Raw genomic sequence first — 23,502 nt, forward strand, 5'->3', positions numbered from 1 at the left:
GTGATCTCAGACCACGCCCTGGCGCCTGAGCAATTCCAGCACCTGCACCAGGCTCGGCAGCACGTCCAGGCACAGGGCGCGGGTCGCCTCGGGCGGCTGGCGCAGGTCCGGCACCATCAGCGTCGGCACGCCGGCGGCGTGGGCAGCGGCGACGCCGGGGATGGAGTCCTCGATGGCCAGGCAATGGTCGGGGCGGCGGTCGATATGCCGGGCGGCGAGCAGGTACAGGGCCGGGTCGGGCTTGCCCAGGGGCACGTCGTCACGGGTGGCGACGGCATCGAAGTAGTGGGCGATGCCACCCAGCTCCAGGTGCTCCTCGGCGGTCTCGCGGCCGGAGGAGGTGGCGATGGCCATGGGCCGGCCGCTGGCGCGCATGGCTTCCAGCAGCGGCACCACGCCAGCCTTGAGCGGCAGGCCGTTCTCCATGATCTTCGCCTTGTGGGCGAAGTAGGCGGCGCCGAAGTCCTTGAGCGGGAAGTCATCGCCGTAGTGGTCGAACAGGCGTTGGCGGTAGGCCGGCCAGTCGATGCCCACCAGCGCCTCGCACAGCTCGGCGGCGCCCACCAGGCCCAGGGCCTCGATGGCGGCCACGGTGCTCGCCAGGTTGATGCTCTCGGTATCCACCAGGGTGCCGTCCAGATCCAGCAGGAAACCTTCGATGCGTGCTGCGTCCATTGCCTCTCCCCCGATGACTGCTGCAGGACGGGCGACAGAATCGCATTCGCGGGCGGGCTGCGCCAAGGGGGACGGGCAGGGGCGGCGCTGATCTTGACCCCCGGACCGATGCCCGGCGTCGGCCTGCTTTTCGCGAATGAATTCGCTCCTACGATCGGGGGCTGGGGTCGAGCCTGGGTGCCACGCTTGGTGGACCGGTGAAGCGTGGTCCACCCTACGACGGTGTGGATTTCGGGCGCGTGCATATCCGGTGCGGGTAGGGTGGATGACGCTCTTTTCATCCACCGATCGGAGCCGATTTTGACCCCGGACCGATGCCCGGGCGCGGGGCTGCTTTTCGCGAATGAATTCGCTCCCACGATCGGGGGCTGGGGCCGGGCTTGGGTGCCACGCCTGGCCGCGCTTGGTGGACCGGTGGAGCGTGGTCCACCCTACGGACGGTGCGGCTTTCGGGCGCGTGCATATCCGGCGCGGGTAGGGTGGATGACGCTGTTTTCATCCACCAGGCGGGGTCGATTGAAACCCCGGGCTGAAGCCCGGGCTACGGGCCATCCACCGGAACGAATCGGCTGTAGGTCGGGTGCAACACGACAGTGGCTTTCTAGCCCTCCAGCGCGGCGAAGTAGCGGGCTGGCGGCATGCCCAGGGCCTTCTTGAACATGGTGATGAAGGCGCTCACCGATTCGTAGCCCAGCTCCCCCGAGACCCATTGCACCGAGGCGCCGCCGGCCAGCAGGCGCAGGGCGATCAGCAGGTGCAGTTGCTGGCGCCAGCGGCCGAAGCTGAGGCCGGTTTCCTTCAGCACCAGGCGCGCCAGGCTGCGTTCGCTCATGGCCACCCGCGCGGCCCATTGCGCCAGGGTGCCGCGGTCGGCCGGGTCGTCGGCCAGGGCCTGGGCGATCAGGCGGATGCGCGGGTCGTCGGAAATCGGCAGCAGGTGCCGCTCGCGGGGCATGCGCGCCAGTTCGGCGAGGAGGAAGCGCACCAGGTGGTCGGTGGCGCTGCCAGGCGGGTAGTCCCAGGGCAGCTCGGCCAGGTGACGGATGCCTTCGCGCAGCAGCGGGGTGATGCTCAGGGTGCAGCACTCGTCCGGCAGCTCGGCGCAGCCGGGTTCGACGAAGAGGAACCAGATGTGTGCATTGGCCGTGGCACGGTTGCTGTGGGGCGTGCCGCCAGGCAGCCAGATGGCGCATTGCGGCGGCACCATCAACATGGCGTTGGGCACCTCGCAGGTGAGGCCGCCGCGCAGGGCGATGATCAGCTGGCCCTTGCGGTGGCTGTGCATGGGCGCTTCGCTGCGGCTGTCGGAGGTGTCCACCTTCATCGCCACGGCGGGGCTGTGGGAGAGGTCCGGGTCGATGCGCAGGGCGCGTTCCAGTGACATGGCGAATTCTGGCCGGATTTGAAAATAGATCGGCAATATATCCAGATTCAGTCGGCGGGAGTAGGCCGTAACGTAGCGGCTTTCCCTTCGCTGGCCCTGTCCATGAACACCCGCACCTTCACCGCTTCGGTCGCGCGCCCCGCGCTGCTGATCCTCGGCATCCTGCTGATCGCCGCCAACCTGCGTGCCCCCGTGACCGGCGTGGCCCCGTTGCTGGGGCTGATCCAGCCGGAGTTCGGCCTGTCCAACGCCGAGGCCGGCATCCTCACCACGCTGCCGCTGCTGGCCTTCGCCCTGATCTCGCCGTTCTCCGCCATGCTGGCGCGGGAATACGGCCTGGAGCCCACCCTGTTCGGCGCGCTGATCCTCATCGCCGGCGGCATCGTGCTGCGTTCGCTGGGTGCGGTCTGGTGCCTGTACCTGGGCACCTGGGTGATCGGCTCCGGCATCGCCGTGGGCAACGTGCTGCTGCCGAGCCTGCTCAAGCGCGATTTCCCCAACAACATCGCCAGCCTCACCGGCGCCTACGCGGTGACCATGGGCGTCGCCGCCGCCCTGGCCTCCATGGTCGCGGTGCCCCTGGCCGAGGGCGCGGAGCACGGCTGGCGCCTGGCGCTGGGCGCGGTGATCGTCCTGCCGCTGCTGGCGATGGCGGCGTGGAGCCCGCAGCTCGCCCAGCACAGTGCGCCGGCCCAGGGCACGCCCGGGCCGCTGCATGGCGGGCCCATCTGGCGTTCCGCGCTGGCCTGGCAGATCACCCTGTTCATGGGCATCAACTCCTTCCTCTACTACGTGCTGGTGGGCTGGCTGCCGTCGATCATGGCCAACGCCGGCTATTCCCCGGCCGAGTCGGGCACCGCCCACGGCCTGCTGCAGCTGGCATCGGCGTTGCCGGGGCTGATGCTGGCGCCGCTGGTCAACCGCATGAAGGACCAGCGCCTCATCGCCCTGGCCATGGCTCTGCTGGCCGCCATCGGGCTGCTCGGCCTGATGCTGGCGCCGGGCTGGTCGATCCTCTGGGCCATGCTCTTCGGCGCCGGGGCGGGCGCGGTGATCATCCTCGGCCTGACCTTCATCAGCCTGCGCGCCGGCAACCCCCAGCAGGCCGCCGCGCTCTCCGGCATGGTGCAGTGCGTGGGCTACCTGCTGGCCGCCTTCGGCCCACCGCTGATGGGCCGCCTGCACGACGCTGCCGGCGGCTGGGGCCTGGCGCTGGCCCTGTGCCTGGCGCTGTCCCTGGCCATGGCGGTGGCCGGGCTGCTGGCGGGCCGAGTGCGGCAGATCGGCTAGTTCCGCGCCCTCCCTCCGCTAGGCGTCGGCGAGGATCAGGTCGGCACCTTTCTCCGCCACCATCATCACCGCGGCGTTGGTGTTGCCCGAGGTGACGTTGGGGAAGATCGAGGCATCGACGATGCGCAGCCCCTCGACGCCATGCACCCGCAACCGCGCGTCCACCACCGAGGTGCGCGGGTCGGCGCCCATCGCGCAGGAGCCGCACAGGTGGTAGATGGAGCCGGAGTTCTCGCGGAAGTACTGCAGCATGGCCTCGTCGTCGTCCACCGCAGGGCCGGGCAGCACTTCTTCCACCGTGATCGCCTTGAGCGCCGGGGCGGCCATGATCGTGCGGATCAGCCGGCTGCCCTGGATGGCTTCGTCGATGTCCTTCTGCGTGCTCAGGTAGTTGGGGCGGATCAGCGCCGCGTCGGCCGGGTCCTTCGAGGCGATCTCGATGCTGCCTCGGCTGGTGGGGCGGCATGGGTTGAAGCACAGCAGGAAGCCTGAATAGGGCTCTGGCTTGAGGCTGGCCTTGTTGTTCTTGGGGATCTGGTACGACAGCGGGTTGAAGTAGAGCTGCAGGTTCGGGTGCGCCTGCTGCGCGTCGCTGCGGAAGAAGCCGCCGGCCTGGTTCACGCTCATGGACAGCGCGCCCTTGCGCGTCAGCAGGTACTGGATGCCCAGCTTCACCTGGCCCAGCAGCGAGCTCAGCTCGTCGTTGAGGGTGGGCACGTTGGCCTTGTAGTAGTAGCTGACGCAGAGGTGGTCCTGCAGGTTGCGGCCCACGGCCGGCAGGTCGTGCACCAGGGGGATGCCGTGGCGGGCCAGCAGCTCGCGGTCGGCGATGCCGGAGAGCTGCAGCAGCTTGGGCGTGTCCACCGCTCCGGCCGCCAGTATCACTTCCTTGCCCGCGCTGAAGCTGCGCTCTACGCCATGCTGGCTGACCACCACGCCGGTGACCCGGCCCTGGGCGTCGAACAGCAGGCGCTGGGCCAGGGCGTGGTGCTCGATGGTCAGGTTCGGCCGGCCCAGCACCGGGTGCAGGTAGGCGAAGCTGCTGGAGCAGCGCTGGCCGTTGCGGGTGTTGACGTCGTAGAGCCCGGCGCCTTCGAAGTCCTTGCCGTTGAAGTCCTCGCTGCGCCCGTAGCCCAGTTGCTGGCAGCCTTCGATGAAGGTGTCGCAGATGGGGTGGGTGTGGCCCTTCATGGGGCTGATGTGGATGGGGCCGTCGGCGCCGTGGTACGCGGTGTCGCCCAGGGGGTGGCTTTCCAGCTTGCGGAAGTAGGGCAGCACCTCCTTGAACGACCAGCCGTCGTTGCCGCCGGCTGCCCAGTCGTCGAAGTCGTGGGGCTGGCCGCGCACGTAGATCATCGCGTTGATCGAGCCGGAGCCGCCCTGCACCTTGCCGCGCGGTGCGTAGATGCGGCGGCCGGCCAGCTGCTTCTCGGGCTCGCTGTAGTACATCCAGTTGTAGGTGGGGTTGTAGTACATCTTGGCGAAGCCCACCGGCACCTTGAACCAGGGGGAACTGTCCTTGCCGCCGGCTTCCAGCAGCAGCACCGAGTGCTCGCCGGAGGCGCTGAGGCGGTTGGCGAGGATGCAGCCGGCGGAGCCGGCGCCGACGATGATGTAGTCGTACTTCATGGATCGATTACCGCGTTGTCCGTTGGGTGCCCCGGTGGGGGCGCGAATGCGTGGTCAGCCCTTGGCCGGCGCGGTGTCGCGCACGTCCACGGGGTCTGGGGCCATCTGCAGGTGCAGGCGCTGGCCGCGATAGGGCGAGTGGGCGCGCACCACGTCCATGTTCAGCTCGACGCCCAGGCCGGGCTCGCGGGACGGGATGATGTAGCCGTCCTCCAGCTGCAGCGGCCGCTGCAGCACCTCGGCGTGGAAGCCGCCCCAGGTCTCGATGCTTTCCTGGATCAGGAAGTTCGGCGTGCAGGCGGCCAGCTGGAAGCTGGCGGCGGCGCCGATGGGGCCGTTGTAGAGGTGCGGGGCGATCTGCGCGTAGTAGGCCTCGGCCAGGCTGGCGATCTTCTTCGCCTCCAGCAGGCCGCCGCAGCGGCCGACGTTCATCTGCAGGATGGAGGCGCCACCGGCGGCCAGCAGCTTGTGGAACTCGTACTTGGTGGTCAGCCGCTCGCCGGCGGCGATAGGGATGGAAGTCTTCGCCGCCACCTGGGCCATGGCGGCTTCCTGGCCCGGCGGGATGGGCTCCTCGAACCACAGCGGGTCGTACTTCTCCAGGCGCTGGGCGAGGCGGATGGCCGAGGAGGGCACCATCTGCCCGTGGGTGCCGAACAGCAGGTCGCAGCGGTTGCCCACCGCTTCGCGGATCTTCCGGCAGAAGGTTTCGCAGCGCTCCAGCACTTCGAGAGAGAGCTGGTGGCCGGAGAAGGCGGTGTAGGGGCCGGCGGGGTCGAACTTCACGGCGGTGAAGCCCAGCTCCATGTTCTTCACTGCGCACTCGGCGGCGAGGTCCGGGTCGTCGTAGTCGTACTCACCCTTGGCGTTCACCGGGTAGAGGTAGGTGTAGGCGCGCAGGCGCTCGTTCACCAGGCCGCCGAGGAGTTCGTACACCGGCTTGTTGGCAGCCTTGCCGATGATGTCCCAGCAGGCCATTTCCAGCCCCGAGACGACGCCCATCATGGTCAGGTCCGGGCGCTGGGTGAAGCCGCTGGAGTAGGTGCGGCGGAAGAAGCGCTCGATGTGGTGCGGGTCCTGTTCCAGCAGGTAGCGGGCGAACACGTCCTCGATGACCGGCACCATGGCTTCGGGGTCGAAGGTGGCGGCGTAGATCTCGCCGACGCCCTCGATGCCGCAGTCGGTCTTGAGCTTCACGAACAGCCAGTACATGCCGCCGATATGGGGCGGGGGAACGGCGACGACGTGGGTTTCCAGGGAGATGATCTTCATGGGCGGTTGCCTGCCTTGTGGCCGATTCGTTTCTTCAGGGTGAGGGCGGCGAGTACGCCGAGGGTGCCGATGGCGGCGATATAGCCAAAGTAGATCTGGTAGCCGAGGAAGCCGGGGAAGGCATCGGCGATCCAGCCGTTGATCAGGGGGATGAACACGTCCGGGGAGTAGCCCACCACCGAGATGATGCCGATGGCCAGGCCGGTGATGCGCAGGGGGATGTGGCAGCTGTCGAGGATGGCCCAGTAGAGGCCGCGGATAGCGTAGGTCAGCAGGCCGATGAAGATCACCAGTACCACCAGTACGGCAAGGTTGTGCAGGGCGGGCAGGAGGATCAGGCCGAGCATGCCCAGGGTGGCCAGGGCGAGGGCGACGATCAGCACCGAGATGTTGGAGAAGCGGTCGCCCAGGTAGCCGCCACCGATGCCGCCGATGGGGCGCATCCACAGTTTGATGGTGGTGATGGTGCCGGCCATCACGGCGCTGAGGCCGAAGCCGCCTTCCTGCAGGTAGGCGGAGAAGCTGTAGGTGGCCCAGAAGATGTGGTAGCCGCAGAAGACGATGGCAGCCACCAGCCAGAGCTCGGGGATGCGTGCCAGGGTGCGCAGGTCCTGCAGCAGGTTGTTGGCCTGGCGGTCAGCCGCGTCGCGGCCGGCGCGTTTCGGGTCCTTCACCCCCAGCATCAGCACGCCGAGCAGGATGCAGGTGAAGGCGTAGAGGTAGATGACGTGGGTGAAGCCGACCTTGGTCGATTGCCCCTGGGTCTCGGTGGCGTAGGCGAACAGGGCGATGGCGACCGTGGCCAGCAGCGCTTCCACCAGGCCGCGCCCGCCATCGAGGATGCCGAAGAAGCGGCCCTGCTCGTCGGTACGGGCGATCATCTTCACCCGCTTGAGCACCGAGGCCCAGAAGGTCAGCCCGGTGCTGATGCCCCAGCCGGCGTAGATCACCAGCAGGCTGTCGAAACCGGGGGCGGTGGAGTACCAGAGCGCCAGGAGGCCGGTGGCCACCAGGGAGAAGCTGATCAACAGGCGCGGGGCGAGGCGATCGGCGAGCCAGCCGCTGGGCAGGTAGCTGACCAGGAACAGGGTACCGAGCATGGAGTAGAGGTAGCCCAGCTCGGTGTTGCTGATGGCGAACACCTCCAGCATGGTGCTCTGGTACACCTGGCGCAGGTAGAGGACGGGGTAGATGGCACCGGCGGCGAGTACCAGCAGGAGTAGCTGGACGTAGCGTTGGGCCTTGCCGTTCTCCCCGGTACCGGGGGCGGCGTCGATCTGGGCAGCGGTTCTGGACATCGAGGCATCCTCGGGCACGCGCCGGGCGCGCACCTCAATCATTGTTCTTGTTGGTATGCCCTGCACGGTCGCGCCGCGCAGGGTGCAGCCGTGGATCAGTACTTCATCACCACCAGGCGGGTCTGGGTGAACTCGAGCATGCCGTGCTTGCCGTCGTCGCCGCCGAGGCCGGAACGCTTCCAGCCGGCGTGGTAGCCCTGGTAGGGGTCGGCCGGCGTGCGGTTGATGTAGAGCTCGCCGGCCTCGATGGCGTTGGCCACCTTCATGGCGCTGCGGTAGTCCTCGGTGTAGAGCACCGAGGACAGGCCGAACTGGTGGTCGTTGGCCAGGGCGATGGCGTCGTCCAGGTCCTGGTAGGCGAGCACCGGGAGGATGGGGCCGAAGCTTTCCTCGCGGACGATCTCCATGTCCTGGCGGCAGCCGCTGAGCAGGGTGGCCGGGTAGAAGTGGCCGGGCCCTTGCGGCAGCACGCCGCCGGTCTCCAACACCGCGCCTTCGGCCTGGGCGCGTTGCACCAGGGCATGGATGTGCTCGCGGGCGGCGGCGTTGGCCAGCGGGCCCATCAGCCCTGCATCGGTGGCGCGATCACCGCTGCGCACGGCGGCCATCTTCTCCTTCAGCAGGGCGAGGAAGCGGTCGTGCACGCTGGCCTGCACGTAGACCCGTTCGATGGCGGTGCACAGCTGGCCGCAATGGGTGGTCTTGGAGCGCACCAGGTCGGTGGCGGCTTTCTCCAGGTCGGCGTCGGCGGCGATGATCGCCGGCGTCTTGCCGCCCAGCTCCAGGGAGGGCTTGGCGATATTGGCCTTGCAGTACTCCAGCACCATGCGCCCGGCGTTGACGCTGCCGGTGAGGGTGATCATGCCCACCGCCGGGTGGGTGCACAGGACGCCGGCGGTGGCGTGGTCCATTGTCAGCAGGTTGAACACGCCGTCCGGCAGCCCGGCACGCTGGGCGGCGCGGGCAATGGCGAAGGCCGACAGCGGCGTGTTGTTGCTCGGGCGCACCACCACCGTGTTGCCGGCGATCAGCGCCGGCGCGACTTTGCGCAGCAGGGTGTAGACCGGGTAGTTGAAGGGGATCAGGCAGGCCACCACGCCGATGGGCTCGCGCTGCAGCAGCAGGGTCTCGTCGGGGGTGTCGCTGGGGATCACCTCGCCCTCGATGCGCCGCGCCCATTCGGCGTGGTAGCGGGTGATCTCGGCGGCGTAGCGCGCCTCGTTGCTGGCGTCTTCCAGGCTCTTGCCGGATTCGGCCGCCAGCGCCGCGCCTATGGCTTCGGCATCGGCCACCAGGGCATCGGCGAAGCGCCGCAGGTGCTCGGCGCGCTCGATGGCGGTGAGGCGGCCCCAGCGCTTCTGTGCGGCGGCGGCCACGTCCACCGCGTGCAGCGCCTCGGCGGCGGTGGCGGCGGGCACCCGGCCGATCAACGCCTCGGTGGCGGGGTTGTGCACGGCGATGGTCGCATCGCTCCTGGGTTCGACGAACTGGCCGCCGACGAATATCTGCTCGTGTCGCATGGTTCTCTACCTTGTTGCGTGGTTGGCGCCCGGCACGGGGCCGGGCGCCGTTCTCTTAGAAAATATCCAGGGGGTACTGGGTGATGATCCGCACCTGGTCCACGTCGCCATCGGCCTGGGCGGCGTTGGCGCGGTGGATGGTCTGCTGCACGGCGATGGAGAGGTCCTTGGCCGGGCCGTTCTGCACCACGTACTTCACCTCGACGTCCCGTTCCCAGTGGCGGCCGCCGTCGCCCAGGCGCGCGTAGTAGGCATAGGCGCCGTTGGGGTCGACCTTGGAGTTGTCGATGCCGGTGCCGCGCAGGTAGCGGGTCATCAGGCTCAGGCCCGGCACGCCGAAGGCCGCCAGGTCGAGGTCGTAGCGCACCTGCCAGGAGCGTTCGTTGGGCGAGTTGAAGTCGGAATAGAGCACCGAGTTGGCCAGGTAGATGGAGTCGCCGTCGCCCAGGTAGTCGAAGGGCTGGTCACCGTCGATGCGCTGGTGGGCGAGCATGAAGCTGTGGGCGCCGATGCTCAGGCGCGCGTAGGCGCTCCAGCTGTCGGTGTCGATCTCGCCGGCGCGGGCGCTGCCCTGGTCGCGGGTGCGGTAGAGGTTGGCGCCCAGGGCCAGGGCGCTGTCGTCATCGAGGGCGAAGCTGCGGGCCAGGCTCAGGTAGGTCTGGTTCCAGACGTCCTCGTAGCGCGCCTGGTACAGGCTCAGCAGGGTGCTGTCGGGGGCGCTGTAGTCGCCGCCGAAGTAGCTGGCGGATTCATAGGCGGTGCCACCGTACTCGGTGCTCATCTCGCCGTCGTGGTTGCTGCTGGCCTTGTTGCGTGCCGCGTGCAGGTGGCCGCCCTGCAGGGTTAGGCCGTCGATGCTCCGGTTCTCCAGCGAGACGCCACGGAAGCTCTGCGGCAGCAGGCGGCCGTCGCCGCGCTGGAACACCGGGGTGACGGGGAACAGGTCGCCCAGCTTCAGCTCGGTGTCGAAGGCGCGCAGCTTGAGCGCGGCGCCAGCGGCGGAGTAGTCGTCCTCGGCATGGTTGCGGCTGTCCAGCGGCAGCAGGTTGGTGCCGGCGGTGCCGCCGCCGCTGTCGAGCTTTACCCCCAGCAGGGCGTGGGCATCGAGGCCGACGCCGACCGTGCCCGCGGTGTAGCCGGAGCTGTAGAAGCCCTGGAAACCCTGGGCCCATTCCTCGCGATAGCTCTGCTGGCGGCCGTTGAACAGGCCGTCCCCCCGGCTGCGGAAATCGCGGTTGAAGTAGAAGTTGCGGTTGATCAGCTTCAGCGAGCTGCCTTCGATGAAGCCCTCGGGAGCCTTCTCCTCGGCCGTGGCGAGCAGGGGCAGGCCGCAGAGCAGGAGGGTGAGGGTGGGGAGCCTGGGCAGTAAGCGGGCAGGGTGGGGCACGTTGACGTCCTCGATTGTTGTTGTGTGTGAGGTCGCGCCATGTTCGTCGCCGCCACTTTGTCGGACAAACGATTAAATTCGTGGCTGATCATTCGAAAAACGCATGTTAGTTGCCATGAGATTTAGTCATGGCTCCTTGAGTTTTCCTGGCTACTGGCCGCCGCCCGGGCGGTGCTAAAAATCGCCGCAGCTGGTTCGACCGGCACCGCTCCTCCAACAACAACAACGAGCACCGCACCCATGTATGCCCCTCCATCCCTGGAGTCGCTTCTGCATCGGGTCGTCACTGCCCCGCGTTGGCGCTGGTGGATGACGCCCGGCCCCGTCCCCCCGACGACGTGCCCCCAACCGCCCCGGCGCAAACCGGCCATAGCGGTGGGCCACGGCAGCTACCCGACTTTTATGCAAGCTCTGAGGATGACCCCATGAAGCAGCTCGACCTCTACATCGGCGAAGGTTTCGAAGGCCCCGGCGTCAACGCCGCCCACATCAACATCCTGATCGGCCCGCGCAACGGCCCGGCCGGCCAGGCCTTCGCCAACAGCCTGGCGTCCCCCAGCCAGGGCCATTGCCCCTTCATGGTCATCGCCCAGCCCAACGTGCCGGTCAAGCCCATGACCCTCTACGTGAACAAGGCGCAGATCGGCGGCGACCTGCACGCCAACGCCACCTGGGGTGCCTCCCAGGCCGGCATCGCCAAGGCGGTGACCGAGGCGCTGCTGGACGGCACCCTGCCGGCGGAAGCCGAGGACCAGTGGGCCATCGTCACCGCCAACTGGGTCAACCCCGCCTGCGACGACCTCGATGCCGTCTACCTGAACAACTACAACGCCTGCCGCACCGCCATCCGCGCGGCGCTCGCCGGGCTGCCCTCGCGCGCCCAGCTGGCCGATGTGGCGGGCGCCATCGCCAACCCCTTCTACACCCCGAAAGCCTGAGGAGGCCGCCATGCAGTACGTACGTCTCGGCCATTCCGGCCTGCAGGTGTCCAAGCTCTGTCTCGGCACCATGAACATGGGCACGCCGCAGTGGAAACCGTGGATCTTCGACGAGCGCAAGAGCGAGCCGATCGTCCGCCACGCCCTGGACAAGGGGGTGAACTTCATCGACCTGGCGGACTTCTATTCCGCAGGCGTGGGCGAGGAGGTGGTGGGGCGCATCCTCAAGCGCCAGGCGCGCCGCGAGGATGTCGTGGTCGCCACCAAGGTGGGCTACGGCACCCGTGAGGGCATCAACGCCAGCGGCCATTCGCGCAAGCACATCATGGACAGCATCGACGCCTCCCTGGGCCGCCTGGGCATGGATCACGTCGACCTCTACATGCTGCATTTCTTCGATGTGAACACCCCCGTGGAAGAGACGATGGAAGCCATGCACGACATCGTCAAAGCCGGCAAGGCGCGCTACATCGGCGTCTCCACCATGCTCACCGGCCAGCTGGCGAAGATCCTCATGGCCTGCGAGCGCCATGGCTGGGTCAAGCCGATCAACATGCAGCTGCAACTGAACTGCGCCTACCGCGAGGAAGAGCGGGAAATGATCCCCTTCTGCCGCGACCAGGGCCTGGGCGTCTCGGTGTTCAGCCCGCTGGCACGGGGCCTGCTCACCGGCGACGTGCAGTCCACCCGCAACCAGACCGACTTCTTCACCCAGCAGATGTACGCCGACGAGGCCTCCTTCGAGATCGCCCGTTCGGTGCAGCGCGTGGCGCGGCGCCGCGGCGTTTCCAATGCGCAGGTGGCCCAGGCCTGGGTGCTCGGCCACCCGGGGGTGGACTGCATGCTGGTGGGCGCGGATTCCACCGAGCAGTTCGACAGTGCCCTGGCTGCCCTGGACACCCACCTGGAGGCGGACGAACTGCACGAGCTGGAGCGCAACTACACGCCCTGCGACCTGATCAACGACTACACCGCCGGCAAGCGCATCCTGCGTGTCGCACGCCCGGCCGGCGAAACCTTCACCCTCAAGGAGGCCATCGCATGAGCCGGTTGCTGCGCAAGGGACACTACATCGACGGTCGCTGGCTGGAGGAGGGCGCCCGCTACGCCGTGTGCAACCCGGCCGACGGCACGCTGGTCGCCGAGGTGGCGCGCGGCGGGGCCGAGCAGACCGACCTGGCCATCGCCGCCGCCCAGCGTGCGCTGCCGGCCTGGCGCGGGCTCACCGCCAAGGAACGCAGCCGGCCGCTGCGCCGCTGGGCCGAGCTGATGCTGGCCCACCAGCGCGAGCTGGCGGAGCTGCTCAGTCGCGAACAGGGCAAGCCCCTGGCCGAGGCGATGGGCGAGGTGGTCTATGCCGCCAGCTTCCTCGAATGGTTCGCCGAGGAGGCCAAGCGCGTGTACGGCGACGTGATCCCCAGCCACAAGGGCGACGCGCGCATCGTCGTCACCAAGGAGCCCATCGGCGTGGTCGCCGCCATCACGCCCTGGAACTTCCCCCTGGCCATGGTCACCCGCAAGGTCGGCCCGGCCCTGGCAGCCGGCTGCACGATGATCCTCAAGCCCTCCGAGGAGACCCCGCTCTCGGCCTTCGCCCTGGCGGTGCTGGCGGAGGAGGCGGGCATCCCTGCCGGGGTGTTCAACATCGTCTCCGGCGACGCCCCGGCCATCGGCGGCGCCCTGCAGGCCTCCAGCGTGGTGCGCAAGCTGTCCTTCACCGGCTCCACCCGCACCGGCAAGCTGCTGATGCGCCAGGCGGCGGAGACCCTGAAAAAGGTTTCCCTGGAGCTGGGCGGCAACGCGCCCTTCATCGTCTTCGACGACGCCGACCTGGATGCGGCGGTGCGCGGGGCCATGGCCTCCAAGTTCCGCAACACCGGGCAGACCTGCGTCTGCGTCAACCGCTTCTTCATCCAGGAAGGCGTGTACGAGGCCTTCACCGCCAAGCTGGCCGATGCCGTGCGCGCCCTGCGCGTGGGCGCCGCGCTGGAGGGCGAGAGCGACCAGGGCCCGCTGATCAACGAGGCGGCCCTGGCCAAGGTCGAGCAGCACGTGGGCGATGCCCTGGAGAAGGGCGCAAGCCTGATCTGCGGCGGCCGTCGCCACCTGTTGGGTGGCACCTTCTTCGAGCCCACGCTGCTGGGCGATGCCACGGCGGACATGCTGATCGCCGGCGAGGAGACCTTCGGCCCGGTGGCGGCGTGCTTCCGCTTCAAGGACGAGGCCGAGGTGCTGGCCCGTGCCAACGACACCCCCTACGGCCTTTCCGCCTACTTCTACAGCCGCGACATCGGCCGCGTCTGGCGCATGGCCGAGGGCCTGGAAGCGGGGATGGTGGGCATCAACGAAGGGATCATCTCCACCGAGGTGGCGCCCTTCGGCGGCATCAAGGAATCCGGCCTGGGCCGCGAAGGCTCGAAGTACGGCATCGAGGACTACCTGGAGATCAAGTACCTCCTGATGGGAGGACTCTCGATCGTTTGAACCGGGGCTTTTCCCGGCCCGCTCGGGGCTTCACATGGAGCCCTGTTCCCACCGCTACGGCGAACAACAAGAAAGGGAGCTGGACATGTCACACACCATCAAGCTGGACGACGCGCCCCTCGGGCGCTTCCACATCCGTATCGCCGGCCTCACCTTCGGCGCGCACTTCACCGATGGCTACATCCTCGGCCTGATCGGCATCGCCTTCACGCTGATCGGCCCGCAGATGCAGCTCGACCCGCTCTGGCAGGGCCTGATCGGTGCCTCGGCGCTGATCGGCCTGTTCCTCGGCAGCCTGTTCTTCGGCTGGATCTCCGACTACGTCGGGCGGCAGAAGATCTTCGTCATCAGCTTCGTGCTGATCACCCTGGCTTCAGTGCTGCAGTTCCATGCCGAGACGGCGTTGCAGCTGTTCCTCCTGCGGGTGCTCATCGGCATCGGCCTGGGCGGCGACTACAGCGTCGGCCACACCCTGCTGGCGGAGTTCGCGCCGAGGCAGCATCGCGGCGTGCTGCTGGGCTCCTTCAGCGTGATCTGGACCTTCGGCTACGTCGCCGCCACCTTCGTCGGCACCGCCATGCTCGGGCTGGGCGACGACGCCTGGCGCTGGATGCTGGCGTCCTCGGCGATCCCCGCGGCCATCATCCTCATCGCCCGCATCGGCACGCCCGAATCGCCGCGCTGGCTGGTGAACCAGGGCCGGGTGGAGGAGGCGCGGGCCATCGTGCACAAGCACATCGGTGCCAACGTCGAGCTCGACGACGAGCGCCCCCAGCGCAACCGCAGCGGCTACGCCGTGCTGTTCAGCCGCGAGTACCGCAAGCGCACCGCCTTCAACTGCCTGTTCTTCATCTGCATCGTGATGCCGTACTTCGCCATCTACACCTTCCTGCCCACCATCCTGGCGAAGATGGGCCTGGCCGAGGGCATGGGCACCGAGATGATGCTCAACGCCCTGCTGGTACTGGGGGCGCTGGCGGGCATCTGGTGCACGGTGAAGTTCTCCCGGCGCGGCTTCCTCATCGGCTCCTTCTGGATCCTCGCCGCAGCGCTGTTCCTCCTGGCGGCGCTGCCGGGCAGCATGGCCTGGGCCCTGGTGGCGCTGTTCGGCCTGTTCACCCTGGTGCTGTCGGCGGTGAGCAACCTGGTGGGCGTGTTCCCGGCGGAGAGCTTCCCCACCGAGGTGCGCGCCAGCGGCGTCGGGCTGGCCACCGCCGCCAGCCGCCTGGGCTCGGCCATCAGCACCTTCCTATTGCCGGTGAGCGTGGCCGGCATCGGCCTCAACCCGACCATGGCGATACTGGCCGGCGTGCTGGTGTTCGGCGCCCTGGTGTCCATGGCCTGGGCGCCGGAGACCAAGGCGCTGTCCCTGACGGAGGCGTGCAAGGCGAAGGAGGGCGAGGAGGGTACGCGGGCGGCGGTGGCACGCACCGCCTGACCCGGCTTCGAGGGCGTGGGGCGGCAGCGGATACCCGCTGCCGCCCTTTTTGCGTTGTGGCTATTCCCCGCTCTGGGACTCCAGCCACTGGCAGAACAGCTCCACCTTCGACAGGCCGTGGCTGCCGTTGGGCACGTCCAGCCAGTAGCCGTAAGGGCCTTCCACTTCCACCGGGCTGATGGGCAGCAACTGCCCGGTAGCCAGTTCGTACTCGATCATGCGTCGGTCGATCACCGCCAGGCCGCCGCCGGCCAGGGCGGTGTGGATCACCTGGTCCAGGGTGCTGAATTCCAGGCCCTGGCTGGGGTCGATGTCGCTGCGGCCAGTGGCCTCCAGCCAGTTCTCCCACACCTGCAGGTGCCGGCCCTCATGGAGGATGTGCAGCAGCGGGTGGGCCGCCAGTACCGGCGGCTGGCCTGCTTCGAACAGCTCCGGCGCGGCGACGGCCAGGTGCCGCTCCAACAGCAGCAGGCGGCTGTGCCAGCCCTGGGCCGGCGCCTTGCCGAAGCGGATGCGGCAGTCGATCTCGCTGGGGCTTTCCGGCCCGGCGTCGTTGCGCACGTTCAGGGCGATGTCCGGGTAGCGCTTGTGGAAGCCCTTGAGCCGGGGCGACAGCCAGCGCGTGGCATAGGTGGGCGGGGCGAGGATGCGCAGGCGCTGGCGCAGGTTGGGCACCCGCACCTCGCGCAGGGCCTGCTGCATGCGGTCGAAGGCATCGGTGAGGCCGGGCACCAGGGCGCTGCCGGCCGGGGTCAGCCCAAGCCCCTGGGGCGTGCGCACGAACAGGGCCACGCCGAGGTAGTCCTCCAGCTGCTTGATCTGCCGGCTGACAGCGCCCTGGGTCACGTTCAGCGCCAGGGCCGCGCGGCTGAAGCTGCTGTGGCGGGCCACTTCCTCGAACACCCGCAAGGCGTTGAGCGACGGCAGTTCACGCATCCTCTTCACCTGCGGCGGTGGAGGGTGCCAGGTTGCGTGTGGACAGCCACACCTCCTGCTGCAACCAGGCCTGGAAGGTGCGCAGCGCCGCCGACTCGGCCTGCTCCGGGCGGGTTACCAGCCAGTACGACTGGTGGCCTTCGACGTGCACGTTGAGCACCTGGGTGAGCTGGCCCGCCGCGAGTTCGCGGGTGACCATGTGCCAGTCGGCGATGGTGATGCCGAGGCCATCCAGGGCTGCGCGTATGGCCAGGTCCAGCAGATCGAATTCATAGCCGCCACGGGTATCCACGCCGCGAATCCCGGCAGCGTCCAGCCAGTGCTGCCAGGTCTGGTAGCGGCGGTCCTCGCTGGCCAGCACGTGCAGCAGCGTCATGCGCTCCAGGTCCGGCGCCTCGCCGTTGCCCTGCACGCTGGCCAGCAGCCCCGGCGAGCACACGGCGATATGGCGCTCCTGCATCAGCAGGGTGGCGTCCAGCTGTTCCCACTCGCCGTTGCCGAAGCGGATGGCGCAATCCAGGGTGCCGGTCTCGGCCAGGCTGTCCTGCAGCCGCGTGGTGATGCTCAGCTCCAGCTCCGGGTGCTGCTCGCGCAGGCGTCCCAGGCGCGGCAGCAGCCAGCGGCTGGTGAAGGTCGGCGGTGCGTTGACGCGCAGGCGGTTGAGGTGGCTCTTCTGCTGGATGGCGCGCACCGCCAGCTCGATGCGGTCGAAGGACTGGTTCAGCGCGTCCAGCAGCTTGCGCCCCGCGCGGGTGAGTTCCAGGTGGTGGTGGCGACGTATCAGCAGCTCTTCGCCGATCTGCTCTTCCAGCTGGCGCACCTGGCGGCTGACCGCACTCTGGGTGACGTTGAGCTGTTCGGCAGCGCGGGTGAAGCTGCCGGTGCTGCCGGCGATCTCGAAGGCCTTGAGGGCGTTGAGGGCAGGGATCTTGCGTTTCATTCTTGTACTTGTCGTGACGACCGCATCGGTGGCGGCCGGGGTGGCGCCATCCTGCCGCCGGCCCCTTGGCAACGTCAACCGGAGCAGGGCGCCTGCGGGAACATCACCGGGTTTCCCCACCGCCGGACGGTGACCCGGTGCGGCGGCGGGCGTCGCGCGCTAGGATGACGCTCCCCGAGAGACGGACCTTTCCCATGCGCTTCAAGACACTCATCGGCACCTGCCTGGCACTCCTCATCAGCGGCCCGGTAGCGGCGGCCCAGACGGTCGACCCCAACAGCGTGCGCCTCAACGACCGCGTGCACGAGCAACTGCCGGCGCCACTGCTGGCGCGCATCCGTGCGGTGACGGATGTCTTCGAACCCATCGACGGCATCAGCTACGCGCGGGCGGTGGACCTCTACAAGCGCGACGCCGACCCCGAGGCCAACCTGGTCATCTTCGAGGAGATGGCGCGGGTCTACCGCCAGTTCTGCGCCAGCCGCTGCAGCACGCCGGAGGAACGCATGGACGTGTACCGGCTGGTGCTGCTGCGCTCGATGTACAGCTCCGAGGAGACCCTGCGCCAGGCGCAGCTCGACGTGCTGTCGAAGGCGGAGGCGCAGGTCGTGGTCGATGCCTATCGGCTGAAGGCCACCCCCATCACCGTGGAAAAGCGCTGACAGGCCACCCCCTCACTCCACCGGCTCATAAGGCAACCCCACGTAGTTCTCGGCGATGCTGGTGCGCCCGGCTTCGGAGCCGACGAAGTAGTCCAGCTCGGCCTGTTGCATGCGTCGGCTGAAGGCGTCGGTGTCGGGGAAGCGGTGCAGCATCGAGGTCATCCACCAGGAGAAGCGCTCGGCCTTCCAGATGCGTTTCAGGCAGATCTCCGAGTAGCGCGCAGTGAGTGCGTGGCGGCCTTCGCGGTACACGGCCAGGAGGATGCGGTGGAGGGTGCTGACGTCGCTGGCGGCGAGGTTCAGGCCCTTGGCGCCGGTGGGCGGGACGATGTGCGCGGCATCGCCCACCAGGAACAGCCGGCCGTGCTGCATGGGCTCGACCACGAAGCTGCGCAGGGGCGCGATGCTCTTCTCGATGGACGGCCCGGTGACCAGGCTCGCGGCCGTCTCGGCAGGCAGGCGGCGCTTGAGCTCCTCCCAGAAACGCGCGTCGGGCCAGTCCTCCACCCGTTCATCCATGCCCACCTGCACGTAGTAACGGGTGCGGGTCGGCGAGCGCATGCTGCACAGGGCGAAACCCCGTTCGTGGGCGGCGTAGATCAGCTCCTCGGCCACCGGCGGGGTGTCGGCCAGCACGCCGAGCCAGCCGAAGGGGTAGACCCGTTCGAACGTCTTGAGCACCCCGGCGGGGATGGACTGGCGCGCCACGCCGTGGAAGCCGTCGCAGCCGGCGATGTAGTCGCAGTCCAGGCGGTGCACCTCGCCCCCGTGGGTGAAGGTGACGTGGGGGCTGTCGCCTTGCAGGTCGTGCAGGGCGACGTCGGTGGCGCTGTAGAAGGTCGGTGCGCCGCAGGCCTGGCGGGCCTCCATCAGGTCACGGGTGACTTCGGTCTGGCCGTAGATCATCACCGCGCGGCCGCCGGTGAGGCCCTTGAGGTCGATGCGTTCGCGGCGGCCGTCGAAGGCCAGTTCGAAGCCGTCGTGGACCAGCCCTTCGCGGTCCATGCGCGCGCTGACGCCGGCTTCGCGCAGCAGCTCGACCATGCCCTGTTCCAGCACGCCGGCACGGATGCGGCCGAGCACATGGTCGGCGGACTGGCGTTCGAGGATGACGTTGTCGATACCGGCCTTGTGCAGCAGTTGGCCGAGCAGGAGGCCGGAGGGGCCGGCGCCGATGATGGCGATGCGAGTCTTCATTGTTGTTGTCCTCATGGGGCCTCGGTCGACACGCCGCCGGGCCCGCTTGTTGTTGTGTGTCCCTGTATTTTTGGTGGATGGCGGGTGCCTTTGAAGGCACTATCCAGTTGGTTTCATGGACTTTCCGAGGGTGTCATGCCGCAGCATTCCCCGGTCCCGGTGTTCCGTCTCTACGGCGAGACCGACGCCTGGCCGACGCCGGACCTGATCCATTGCGAGTCGATTCCCGCGCGCAGTGCCCTGCACGACTGGGACATCCGCCCCCACCGCCATGGCGAGCTGGTGCAACTGCTCTATGTGCAGGGCGGCACCGCGGAGCTGGAAGTGGAGGGTGTGGTCAGCCACGTGGACGTGGCCGCGTTGCAGGTGGTGCCGGCGCTCTGCGTGCACGGCTTCCGCTTCTCGGAGGACATCCGTGGCTATGTGCTCAGCCTGGCGCTGCCGCTGGTGGAGCAGCTCGGCGCGGCCCTCGACGAGCCGCCGTTGGCCCGCGCCGCCTGCTACCCGGTGGCGGGGCAGAAGCGCTACCTGGATGCGCTGTTCGAATCCCTGGCCCAGGAATACGCCGAGCAGGCACCGGGGCGCGAGCTGATGCTGCAATCGCTGATCAGCGCGCTGCTGGTGTGGGTGGGGCGCCGCTCCCTGGCGCTTTCCCGCGCCGAGGCGCCGGTGCAGGACCGTGGCCGCGAGCACCTGCAGGGCTTCACCCGCCTGCTCGAAGCCCATTACCGCGAGCACCGCCCCATCGACTGGTACGCCGCCACCCTCGGTATCAGCGCCGCCCACCTCAACGCCCTGTGCCGGCGCCTGGCCGGGCAATCGGCGTTGCAGATGATCAGTGCCCGCCTGCTGCTGGAGGCCAAGCGCTGCCTGGTCTACACGGCCATGACCATCAACCAGGTCTCCGACAGCCTGGGCTTCTCCGAACCGGCCTACTTCTCACGCTTCTTCAAGCGCGGCACCGGGCAATCGCCCAAGGCATTCCGCATACGGCGGTAGGGGCGACTTCAGTCGCCAAGCAGGCCGCAGGGCTGCTCTGGCTCCGCGCCCCCGGTGGCTCCGCTTGGTGGACGAAAAGAGCGTCGTCCACCCGCATGGGTCGGCGCGGTGGTTTGGGTCGGCACAGCACCGTAGGTTGGCGCCGAGCGCAGCGAGGCCCAACGCAGCGATGTTCGGCCGCGCAACGTTGGGCTTCGTGCCTCAGCCCAACCTACGAAGAGGTGGGTGTTTCCCGGCCACGCTGCAGGGCCAGCGCCATGGCCAGGCGTTCGAGCCCGATGCCGAAGCCGGCGCCTTCGGCATAGGCGCCGCCGCCCACCACCTGGCGCTGGTTCTCGAGCACCGGGCAGCGCACTTCGAAGCCCTGGCCACCCAGGTAGTAGGTCAGCCCGCGGCTGGCACGCAGGTCCAGTTCATACGTCAGCCCGAGCGAGTCGAGGAAGCCGATGCAAAGCGCCTGGCTGCGGGCCAGGCCGCGCTCGGGGTCGCCGAGCACCTCGACGCCCAGTTGGGTGAATTCGCGGTAGCGCAGGGCCTGGGGACGCTCGTAGCGGTAGCAGCGGGCGGCGTAGAAGAAGGTGGCTTCCCGGCGCCCGGCCAGCAGGAGGGCGCTGCGCTCCTGGAACAGCGCGGTGGCTTCGGGGATCAGGCAGCAGGGGCGCCCGGCCTTGTCATCGAAGGCCCACATCTGGCCCATGATCTCGCTGCCGCCGGTCTTCTCGATGAAGGTGTCCTGGCCCCACAGCGCGGGGACTATCGCTTCCTCAGCCCCGGCGTCGATGAAGCCAGCTCCGGAAGCGGCCCTCGATCTCGCGCATGGCTTTGGCTTCTTCGCCGGTGATGATCCGGGTTCCTCGTAGCATGGTCATTTCTGGTTCCTCTCTGGTTTTCTACAGGCATGAAAAAAGGCGCCCTTGGGCGCCTTTGCGTGTCCATCGCAGCCGGTTCAGTCGGCTTGCAACGGGCATGAGCAATCACGGCGCCCGGAAGGGGGGCCGTGATGATGGATGCGGTTGCTCGGGAAGCTGTTCATGGCGCGAATCCTGGCATGGGCCATCGTTCGCCGGCAAGGGGGCGGCTCGGAATTGATAGCCGACCTACAGGCTCCGCGCTTCCAGGTGGCAGCCATTTGTAGGGGCGACTTCAGTCGCCAAGCAGCCCGCAGGGCTGCCCTGGCTCCGCGCTCCCTGGTGGCACCGTTCGGTGGACGAAAAGAGCGTCGTCCACCCTACGCGTCGATTGGCACCCTGTGGTTGGGATGGCGCCTTAGGGCGGGTGGAACCCGCGAGGTCAGCTCGCCTGGCTGTGCAGGCCGTCGTCGATTGTCTTGGCCTTGATGCCGAAGCGGCGTTGGAGCTGGGCGCTGCCCTTGGGGGTGATGCGCAGGGCGCGGGAGTCGAGGTGGCGGGTGAGCCAGCCGCGCTTGAGCATCAGCTCCAGCAGCAGCGCGCCGAGGGCGCCGCCCAGGTGCGGGGCGCGTTGGCTCCAGTCCATGCAGGGGTAGGCGAGGCGGCGGCGTTGCTGGTGCAGCGCGTCGAGGTCCAGGCCCAGTTCGGCCAGGGCGTCGGCGCCGCTGGCGGTGAGGCGGTAGTCGCGGCCGTCGGCTTCGATCCAGCCGGAGCCCAGCAGCACGTCGTGCAGTTTCACCGCCAGCTCACCCGCGCAGTGGTCGTAGCAGGTGCGGGCATAGCGCAGGGCGGATGGGGTGGAGGGCTTGAAGGTGGGGCGGGGCAGGTCGGAGACGATCAGCAGCGCTTCCAGCGCCGTGGCCACCCGGGCATTGGCCAGCCGGTAGTAGCGGTGGCGGCCCTGGACCAGCATCTCCACCAGACCGCTGTCGCGCAGGCGGGCGAAGTGGCTGCTGGCGGTGGAGGCGCTGATGTCGGCGACGGCGGCCAGCTCGGTGGCGGTGCGCGCGTGGCCGTCGAGAAGGCTGCAGAGCATCCGCGCGCGAGCAGGGTCGGCGATGGCCCCGGCGATGCCGGAGAGCTGGTGGTCGGCGGTCTGTGCATCCATGTTTCGATGGCCCTCGAAGTGTCCCTTTTGCGCCTGAGCATACTGCCATTCATTCACTGGACGGGAATGGAGTGTGCACATGAAAAGCTCGGAATTTTTCGGCGCCAGGGTGGTACTGGCGACCTTCGTACTGGCCATGTTCGGCTGGGGCATCGGCTTCTACGGGCCGCCCATCTACCTCTATGCGGTGATCCAGCGCACCGGCTGGTCGGTGGAGCTGTGCTCGGCGGCGGTGACCCTGCATTTTCTCGCCGGCACCCTGGTGATCGCCAACCTGCCACGGCTCTATGGGCGCTTCGGGATTCCCCGGGTCACCGTCACGGGCACCCTGTCGCTGGTGCTGGGGGTGTTCGGCTGGGCGGTGGCGGTGCAGCCCTGGCAGCTGTTCCTGGCGGCGACCCTGAGCGGCTTGGGCTGGGTGACGCTGGGGGCGGCGGCGGTGAACGCGATCATCTCGCCCTGGTTCGTGGCGAAGCGCCCGGCGGCGCTGGGCATGGCTTATAACGGCGCGAGCCTGGGCGGGGTGGTGTTTTCCTCGGCCTGGGTCTTCCTGATCGCGCGCCTGGGGTTCGCGCCGGCATCGCTGCTGGTGGGTGCGCTGGCGTTGCTGGTGATCGGCTTCTGCGCCTGGCGGGTGTTCCGCTTCACGCCGGAACGCCTCGGCCAGCAGCCCGATGGCCTGGATGCGTCGAGCGCTGCTGTCGCCCAGGTCGCCCCGGCGCGCACGCTGGCAGGACGCGCGCTCTGGACTGACCGGCGCTTCCTCAGCCTGGCGGCGGGCATGGCCCTGGGGCTGTTCGCGCAGATCGGCCTGATCGCCCACCTGTTCCTGCTGCTGGTGCCCCGGCTGGGCGAGCAGCAGGCCGGGCTGGCCATGGGCCTGGCGACCCTGTGCGCGATAGTCGGGCGCACCCTGGTGGGCGCCTGCATCCGCCCCGGCACCAACCGGCGCACGGTGGCTTGCATGAGCTATGGGGTGCAGCTGTTGGGTTGCCTGGCGTTGCTGATGGCCGATGCCCATGTGGCGCTGGTGTGGCTGGGCGTGGCGCTGTTCGGGGTGGGGATCGGCAATGCCACTTCCTTGCCGCCGCTGATCGCCCAGAGCGAGTTCGAGCGTGGCGACGTGCCCCGCGTGGTGGCGTTGATCGTGGCCATGGCCCAGGGCTGCTACGCCTTTGCCCCGGCCATCTTCGGCGTGTTGCTGGCGATGGGCGATGCGGCTGCAGCGTCCAGTGCGTTGTTCATCGGTGCTGGCGCTGTGCAGCTGCTGGCGATCCTGGCGCTGAGCCTGGGCGGTGCCGCGCGGGGCGTGACGGCTGCCGCCCGGCAACAGGCATTGGGGCGCTGAATGGCCTTTGTCAGGCCCGCGCTCCCCGGCTGCACCGATTGGTGGACGAAAAGAGCGTCGTCCACCCTACGCGTCGATTGGCACCCTGT

General features: G+C 68.6%; 20 protein-coding genes. 8 read left to right on the forward strand and 12 right to left on the reverse strand.

Annotated features, from left to right (window positions below):
- Positions 1-6: 6 nt before the first annotated feature.
- Positions 7-675, reverse strand: a complete 669-nt coding sequence (locus tag PI990_RS12715; RefSeq protein ID WP_184491369.1) for an HAD family hydrolase — start codon at positions 673-675, stop codon at positions 7-9.
- 601 nt (positions 676-1,276) lie between these two features.
- Positions 1,277-2,059, reverse strand: coding sequence for an AraC family transcriptional regulator (locus tag PI990_RS12720; protein ID WP_021222888.1), 783 nt, complete (start codon positions 2,057-2,059; stop codon positions 1,277-1,279).
- Between the two features lie 102 nt (positions 2,060-2,161).
- Here PI990_RS12720 and PI990_RS12725 point away from each other — a divergent pair, with 102 nt between their 5' ends.
- Complete coding sequence (locus PI990_RS12725; protein ID WP_271660817.1) at positions 2,162-3,349, forward strand: MFS transporter; 1,188 nt, start codon at positions 2,162-2,164, stop codon at positions 3,347-3,349.
- 18 nt (positions 3,350-3,367) lie between these two features.
- On the opposite strand, the gene PI990_RS12730 is transcribed toward PI990_RS12725, so the two are convergent.
- From PI990_RS12730 to PI990_RS12750, 5 genes are all read right to left on the reverse strand, one after another.
- The gene (locus tag PI990_RS12730) at positions 3,368-4,978 is read right to left on the reverse strand and encodes a GMC family oxidoreductase (RefSeq protein WP_271660818.1); all 1,611 of its coding nucleotides are present in this window, start codon (positions 4,976-4,978) and stop codon (positions 3,368-3,370) included.
- Between the two features lie 54 nt (positions 4,979-5,032).
- The gene (locus PI990_RS12735; protein WP_271660819.1) at positions 5,033-6,250 is read right to left on the reverse strand and encodes a mandelate racemase/muconate lactonizing enzyme family protein; all 1,218 of its coding nucleotides are present in this window, start codon (positions 6,248-6,250) and stop codon (positions 5,033-5,035) included.
- Positions 6,247-7,548, reverse strand: a complete 1,302-nt coding sequence (locus PI990_RS12740) for an MFS transporter (protein WP_271660820.1) — start codon at positions 7,546-7,548, stop codon at positions 6,247-6,249. Before PI990_RS12740 ends, PI990_RS12735 begins: the two co-directional genes overlap by 4 nt.
- Before the next feature lie 95 nt (positions 7,549-7,643).
- The gene (aldA, locus tag PI990_RS12745) at positions 7,644-9,068 is read right to left on the reverse strand and encodes an aldehyde dehydrogenase (RefSeq protein WP_271660821.1); all 1,425 of its coding nucleotides are present in this window, start codon (positions 9,066-9,068) and stop codon (positions 7,644-7,646) included.
- A gap of 55 nt (positions 9,069-9,123) precedes the next feature.
- Positions 9,124-10,434 (reverse strand): OprD family porin, encoded by a 1,311-nt coding sequence (locus tag PI990_RS12750; protein WP_271661296.1) that lies wholly within the window; start codon positions 10,432-10,434, stop codon positions 9,124-9,126.
- A gap of 446 nt (positions 10,435-10,880) precedes the next feature.
- Here PI990_RS12750 and fae point away from each other — a divergent pair, with 446 nt between their 5' ends.
- From fae to PI990_RS12770, 4 genes are all read left to right on the forward strand, one after another.
- The gene (gene fae, locus PI990_RS12755; protein ID WP_271660822.1) at positions 10,881-11,393 is read left to right on the forward strand and encodes a formaldehyde-activating enzyme; all 513 of its coding nucleotides are present in this window, start codon (positions 10,881-10,883) and stop codon (positions 11,391-11,393) included.
- A gap of 10 nt (positions 11,394-11,403) precedes the next feature.
- Positions 11,404-12,438 (forward strand): aldo/keto reductase, encoded by a 1,035-nt coding sequence (locus PI990_RS12760; RefSeq protein ID WP_184491344.1) that lies wholly within the window; start codon positions 11,404-11,406, stop codon positions 12,436-12,438.
- Positions 12,435-13,877 (forward strand): NAD-dependent succinate-semialdehyde dehydrogenase, encoded by a 1,443-nt coding sequence (locus PI990_RS12765; RefSeq protein WP_271660823.1) that lies wholly within the window; start codon positions 12,435-12,437, stop codon positions 13,875-13,877. The genes PI990_RS12760 and PI990_RS12765 overlap by 4 nt, the downstream gene beginning before the upstream one ends.
- 85 nt (positions 13,878-13,962) lie before the next feature.
- Positions 13,963-15,315 (forward strand): MFS transporter, encoded by a 1,353-nt coding sequence (locus tag PI990_RS12770; protein WP_271660824.1) that lies wholly within the window; start codon positions 13,963-13,965, stop codon positions 15,313-15,315.
- 60 nt (positions 15,316-15,375) lie between these two features.
- Here PI990_RS12770 and PI990_RS12775 read toward each other — a convergent pair whose 3' ends face one another.
- Both PI990_RS12775 and PI990_RS12780 read right to left on the reverse strand, forming a co-directional pair.
- Positions 15,376-16,251 (reverse strand): LysR substrate-binding domain-containing protein, encoded by an 876-nt coding sequence (locus PI990_RS12775; RefSeq protein ID WP_271660825.1) that lies wholly within the window; start codon positions 16,249-16,251, stop codon positions 15,376-15,378.
- A complete protein-coding gene (locus PI990_RS12780; RefSeq protein ID WP_271660826.1) occupies positions 16,244-17,191 on the reverse strand; it encodes a LysR substrate-binding domain-containing protein in 948 nt (315 codons plus the stop codon). The genes PI990_RS12775 and PI990_RS12780 overlap by 8 nt, the downstream gene beginning before the upstream one ends.
- Before the next feature lie 194 nt (positions 17,192-17,385).
- On the opposite strand from PI990_RS12780, the gene PI990_RS12785 reads away from it, so the two are divergent.
- Positions 17,386-17,853 carry a hypothetical protein gene (locus PI990_RS12785; protein ID WP_271660827.1) on the forward strand — a complete coding sequence of 156 codons (468 nt, stop codon included), beginning with the start codon at positions 17,386-17,388 and terminating at the stop codon, positions 17,851-17,853.
- A 12-nt stretch (positions 17,854-17,865) separates the two neighbouring features.
- Here PI990_RS12785 and pobA read toward each other — a convergent pair whose 3' ends face one another.
- Positions 17,866-19,050, reverse strand: coding sequence for a 4-hydroxybenzoate 3-monooxygenase (pobA, locus tag PI990_RS12790; RefSeq protein WP_271660828.1), 1,185 nt, complete (start codon positions 19,048-19,050; stop codon positions 17,866-17,868).
- A gap of 135 nt (positions 19,051-19,185) precedes the next feature.
- Between pobA and PI990_RS12795 the strand changes: the two genes are divergently transcribed.
- On the forward strand, positions 19,186-20,049 hold the full coding sequence (locus PI990_RS12795; RefSeq protein ID WP_184491323.1) for a helix-turn-helix domain-containing protein: 864 nt from the start codon (positions 19,186-19,188) through the stop codon (positions 20,047-20,049).
- Between the two features lie 211 nt (positions 20,050-20,260).
- On the opposite strand, the gene PI990_RS12800 is transcribed toward PI990_RS12795, so the two are convergent.
- Positions 20,261-20,830, reverse strand: coding sequence for an ATP phosphoribosyltransferase regulatory subunit (locus tag PI990_RS12800; RefSeq protein ID WP_271661297.1), 570 nt, complete (start codon positions 20,828-20,830; stop codon positions 20,261-20,263).
- A gap of 509 nt (positions 20,831-21,339) precedes the next feature.
- Positions 21,340-22,065 (reverse strand): metalloregulator ArsR/SmtB family transcription factor, encoded by a 726-nt coding sequence (locus PI990_RS12805; protein WP_184491320.1) that lies wholly within the window; start codon positions 22,063-22,065, stop codon positions 21,340-21,342.
- 79 nt (positions 22,066-22,144) lie between these two features.
- Here PI990_RS12805 and PI990_RS12810 point away from each other — a divergent pair, with 79 nt between their 5' ends.
- Positions 22,145-23,413: an MFS transporter gene (locus PI990_RS12810; protein ID WP_271660829.1), complete on the forward strand. Its 1,269-nt coding sequence runs from the start codon at positions 22,145-22,147 to the stop codon at positions 23,411-23,413.
- The last annotated feature ends 89 nt before the right edge of the window (positions 23,414-23,502 follow it).

The sequence above is a fragment of the Pseudomonas sp. TUM22785 genome, assembly GCF_028198105.1.
Taxonomy (GTDB): Bacteria; Pseudomonadota; Gammaproteobacteria; order Pseudomonadales; family Pseudomonadaceae; genus Metapseudomonas; species Metapseudomonas solani.

What these genes read in the sequence shown, in the direction of transcription:
- PI990_RS12795 (WP_184491323.1), top strand. Translation starts at nt 19,186, where the DNA reads ATGCCGCAGCATTCCCCGGTCCCGGTGTTCCGTCTCTACGGCGAGACC.
- PI990_RS12775 (WP_271660825.1), bottom strand. Translation starts at nt 16,251, where the DNA reads ATGCGTGAACTGCCGTCGCTCAACGCCTTGCGGGTGTTCGAGGAAGTG.
- PI990_RS12785 (WP_271660827.1), top strand. Translation starts at nt 17,386, where the DNA reads ATGCGCTTCAAGACACTCATCGGCACCTGCCTGGCACTCCTCATCAGC.
- PI990_RS12740 (WP_271660820.1), bottom strand. Translation starts at nt 7,548, where the DNA reads ATGTCCAGAACCGCTGCCCAGATCGACGCCGCCCCCGGTACCGGGGAG.
- PI990_RS12810 (WP_271660829.1), top strand. Translation starts at nt 22,145, where the DNA reads ATGAAAAGCTCGGAATTTTTCGGCGCCAGGGTGGTACTGGCGACCTTC.
- PI990_RS12715 (WP_184491369.1), bottom strand. Translation starts at nt 675, where the DNA reads ATGGACGCAGCACGCATCGAAGGTTTCCTGCTGGATCTGGACGGCACC.
- PI990_RS12765 (WP_271660823.1), top strand. Translation starts at nt 12,435, where the DNA reads ATGAGCCGGTTGCTGCGCAAGGGACACTACATCGACGGTCGCTGGCTG.
- PI990_RS12735 (WP_271660819.1), bottom strand. Translation starts at nt 6,250, where the DNA reads ATGAAGATCATCTCCCTGGAAACCCACGTCGTCGCCGTTCCCCCGCCC.
- PI990_RS12730 (WP_271660818.1), bottom strand. Translation starts at nt 4,978, where the DNA reads ATGAAGTACGACTACATCATCGTCGGCGCCGGCTCCGCCGGCTGCATC.
- pobA (WP_271660828.1), bottom strand. Translation starts at nt 19,050, where the DNA reads ATGAAGACTCGCATCGCCATCATCGGCGCCGGCCCCTCCGGCCTCCTG.
- PI990_RS12805 (WP_184491320.1), bottom strand. Translation starts at nt 22,065, where the DNA reads ATGGATGCACAGACCGCCGACCACCAGCTCTCCGGCATCGCCGGGGCC.
- PI990_RS12760 (WP_184491344.1), top strand. Translation starts at nt 11,404, where the DNA reads ATGCAGTACGTACGTCTCGGCCATTCCGGCCTGCAGGTGTCCAAGCTC.
- PI990_RS12770 (WP_271660824.1), top strand. Translation starts at nt 13,963, where the DNA reads ATGTCACACACCATCAAGCTGGACGACGCGCCCCTCGGGCGCTTCCAC.
- PI990_RS12725 (WP_271660817.1), top strand. Translation starts at nt 2,162, where the DNA reads ATGAACACCCGCACCTTCACCGCTTCGGTCGCGCGCCCCGCGCTGCTG.
- fae (WP_271660822.1), top strand. Translation starts at nt 10,881, where the DNA reads ATGAAGCAGCTCGACCTCTACATCGGCGAAGGTTTCGAAGGCCCCGGC.
- aldA (WP_271660821.1), bottom strand. Translation starts at nt 9,068, where the DNA reads ATGCGACACGAGCAGATATTCGTCGGCGGCCAGTTCGTCGAACCCAGG.
- PI990_RS12720 (WP_021222888.1), bottom strand. Translation starts at nt 2,059, where the DNA reads ATGTCACTGGAACGCGCCCTGCGCATCGACCCGGACCTCTCCCACAGC.
- PI990_RS12780 (WP_271660826.1), bottom strand. Translation starts at nt 17,191, where the DNA reads ATGAAACGCAAGATCCCTGCCCTCAACGCCCTCAAGGCCTTCGAGATC.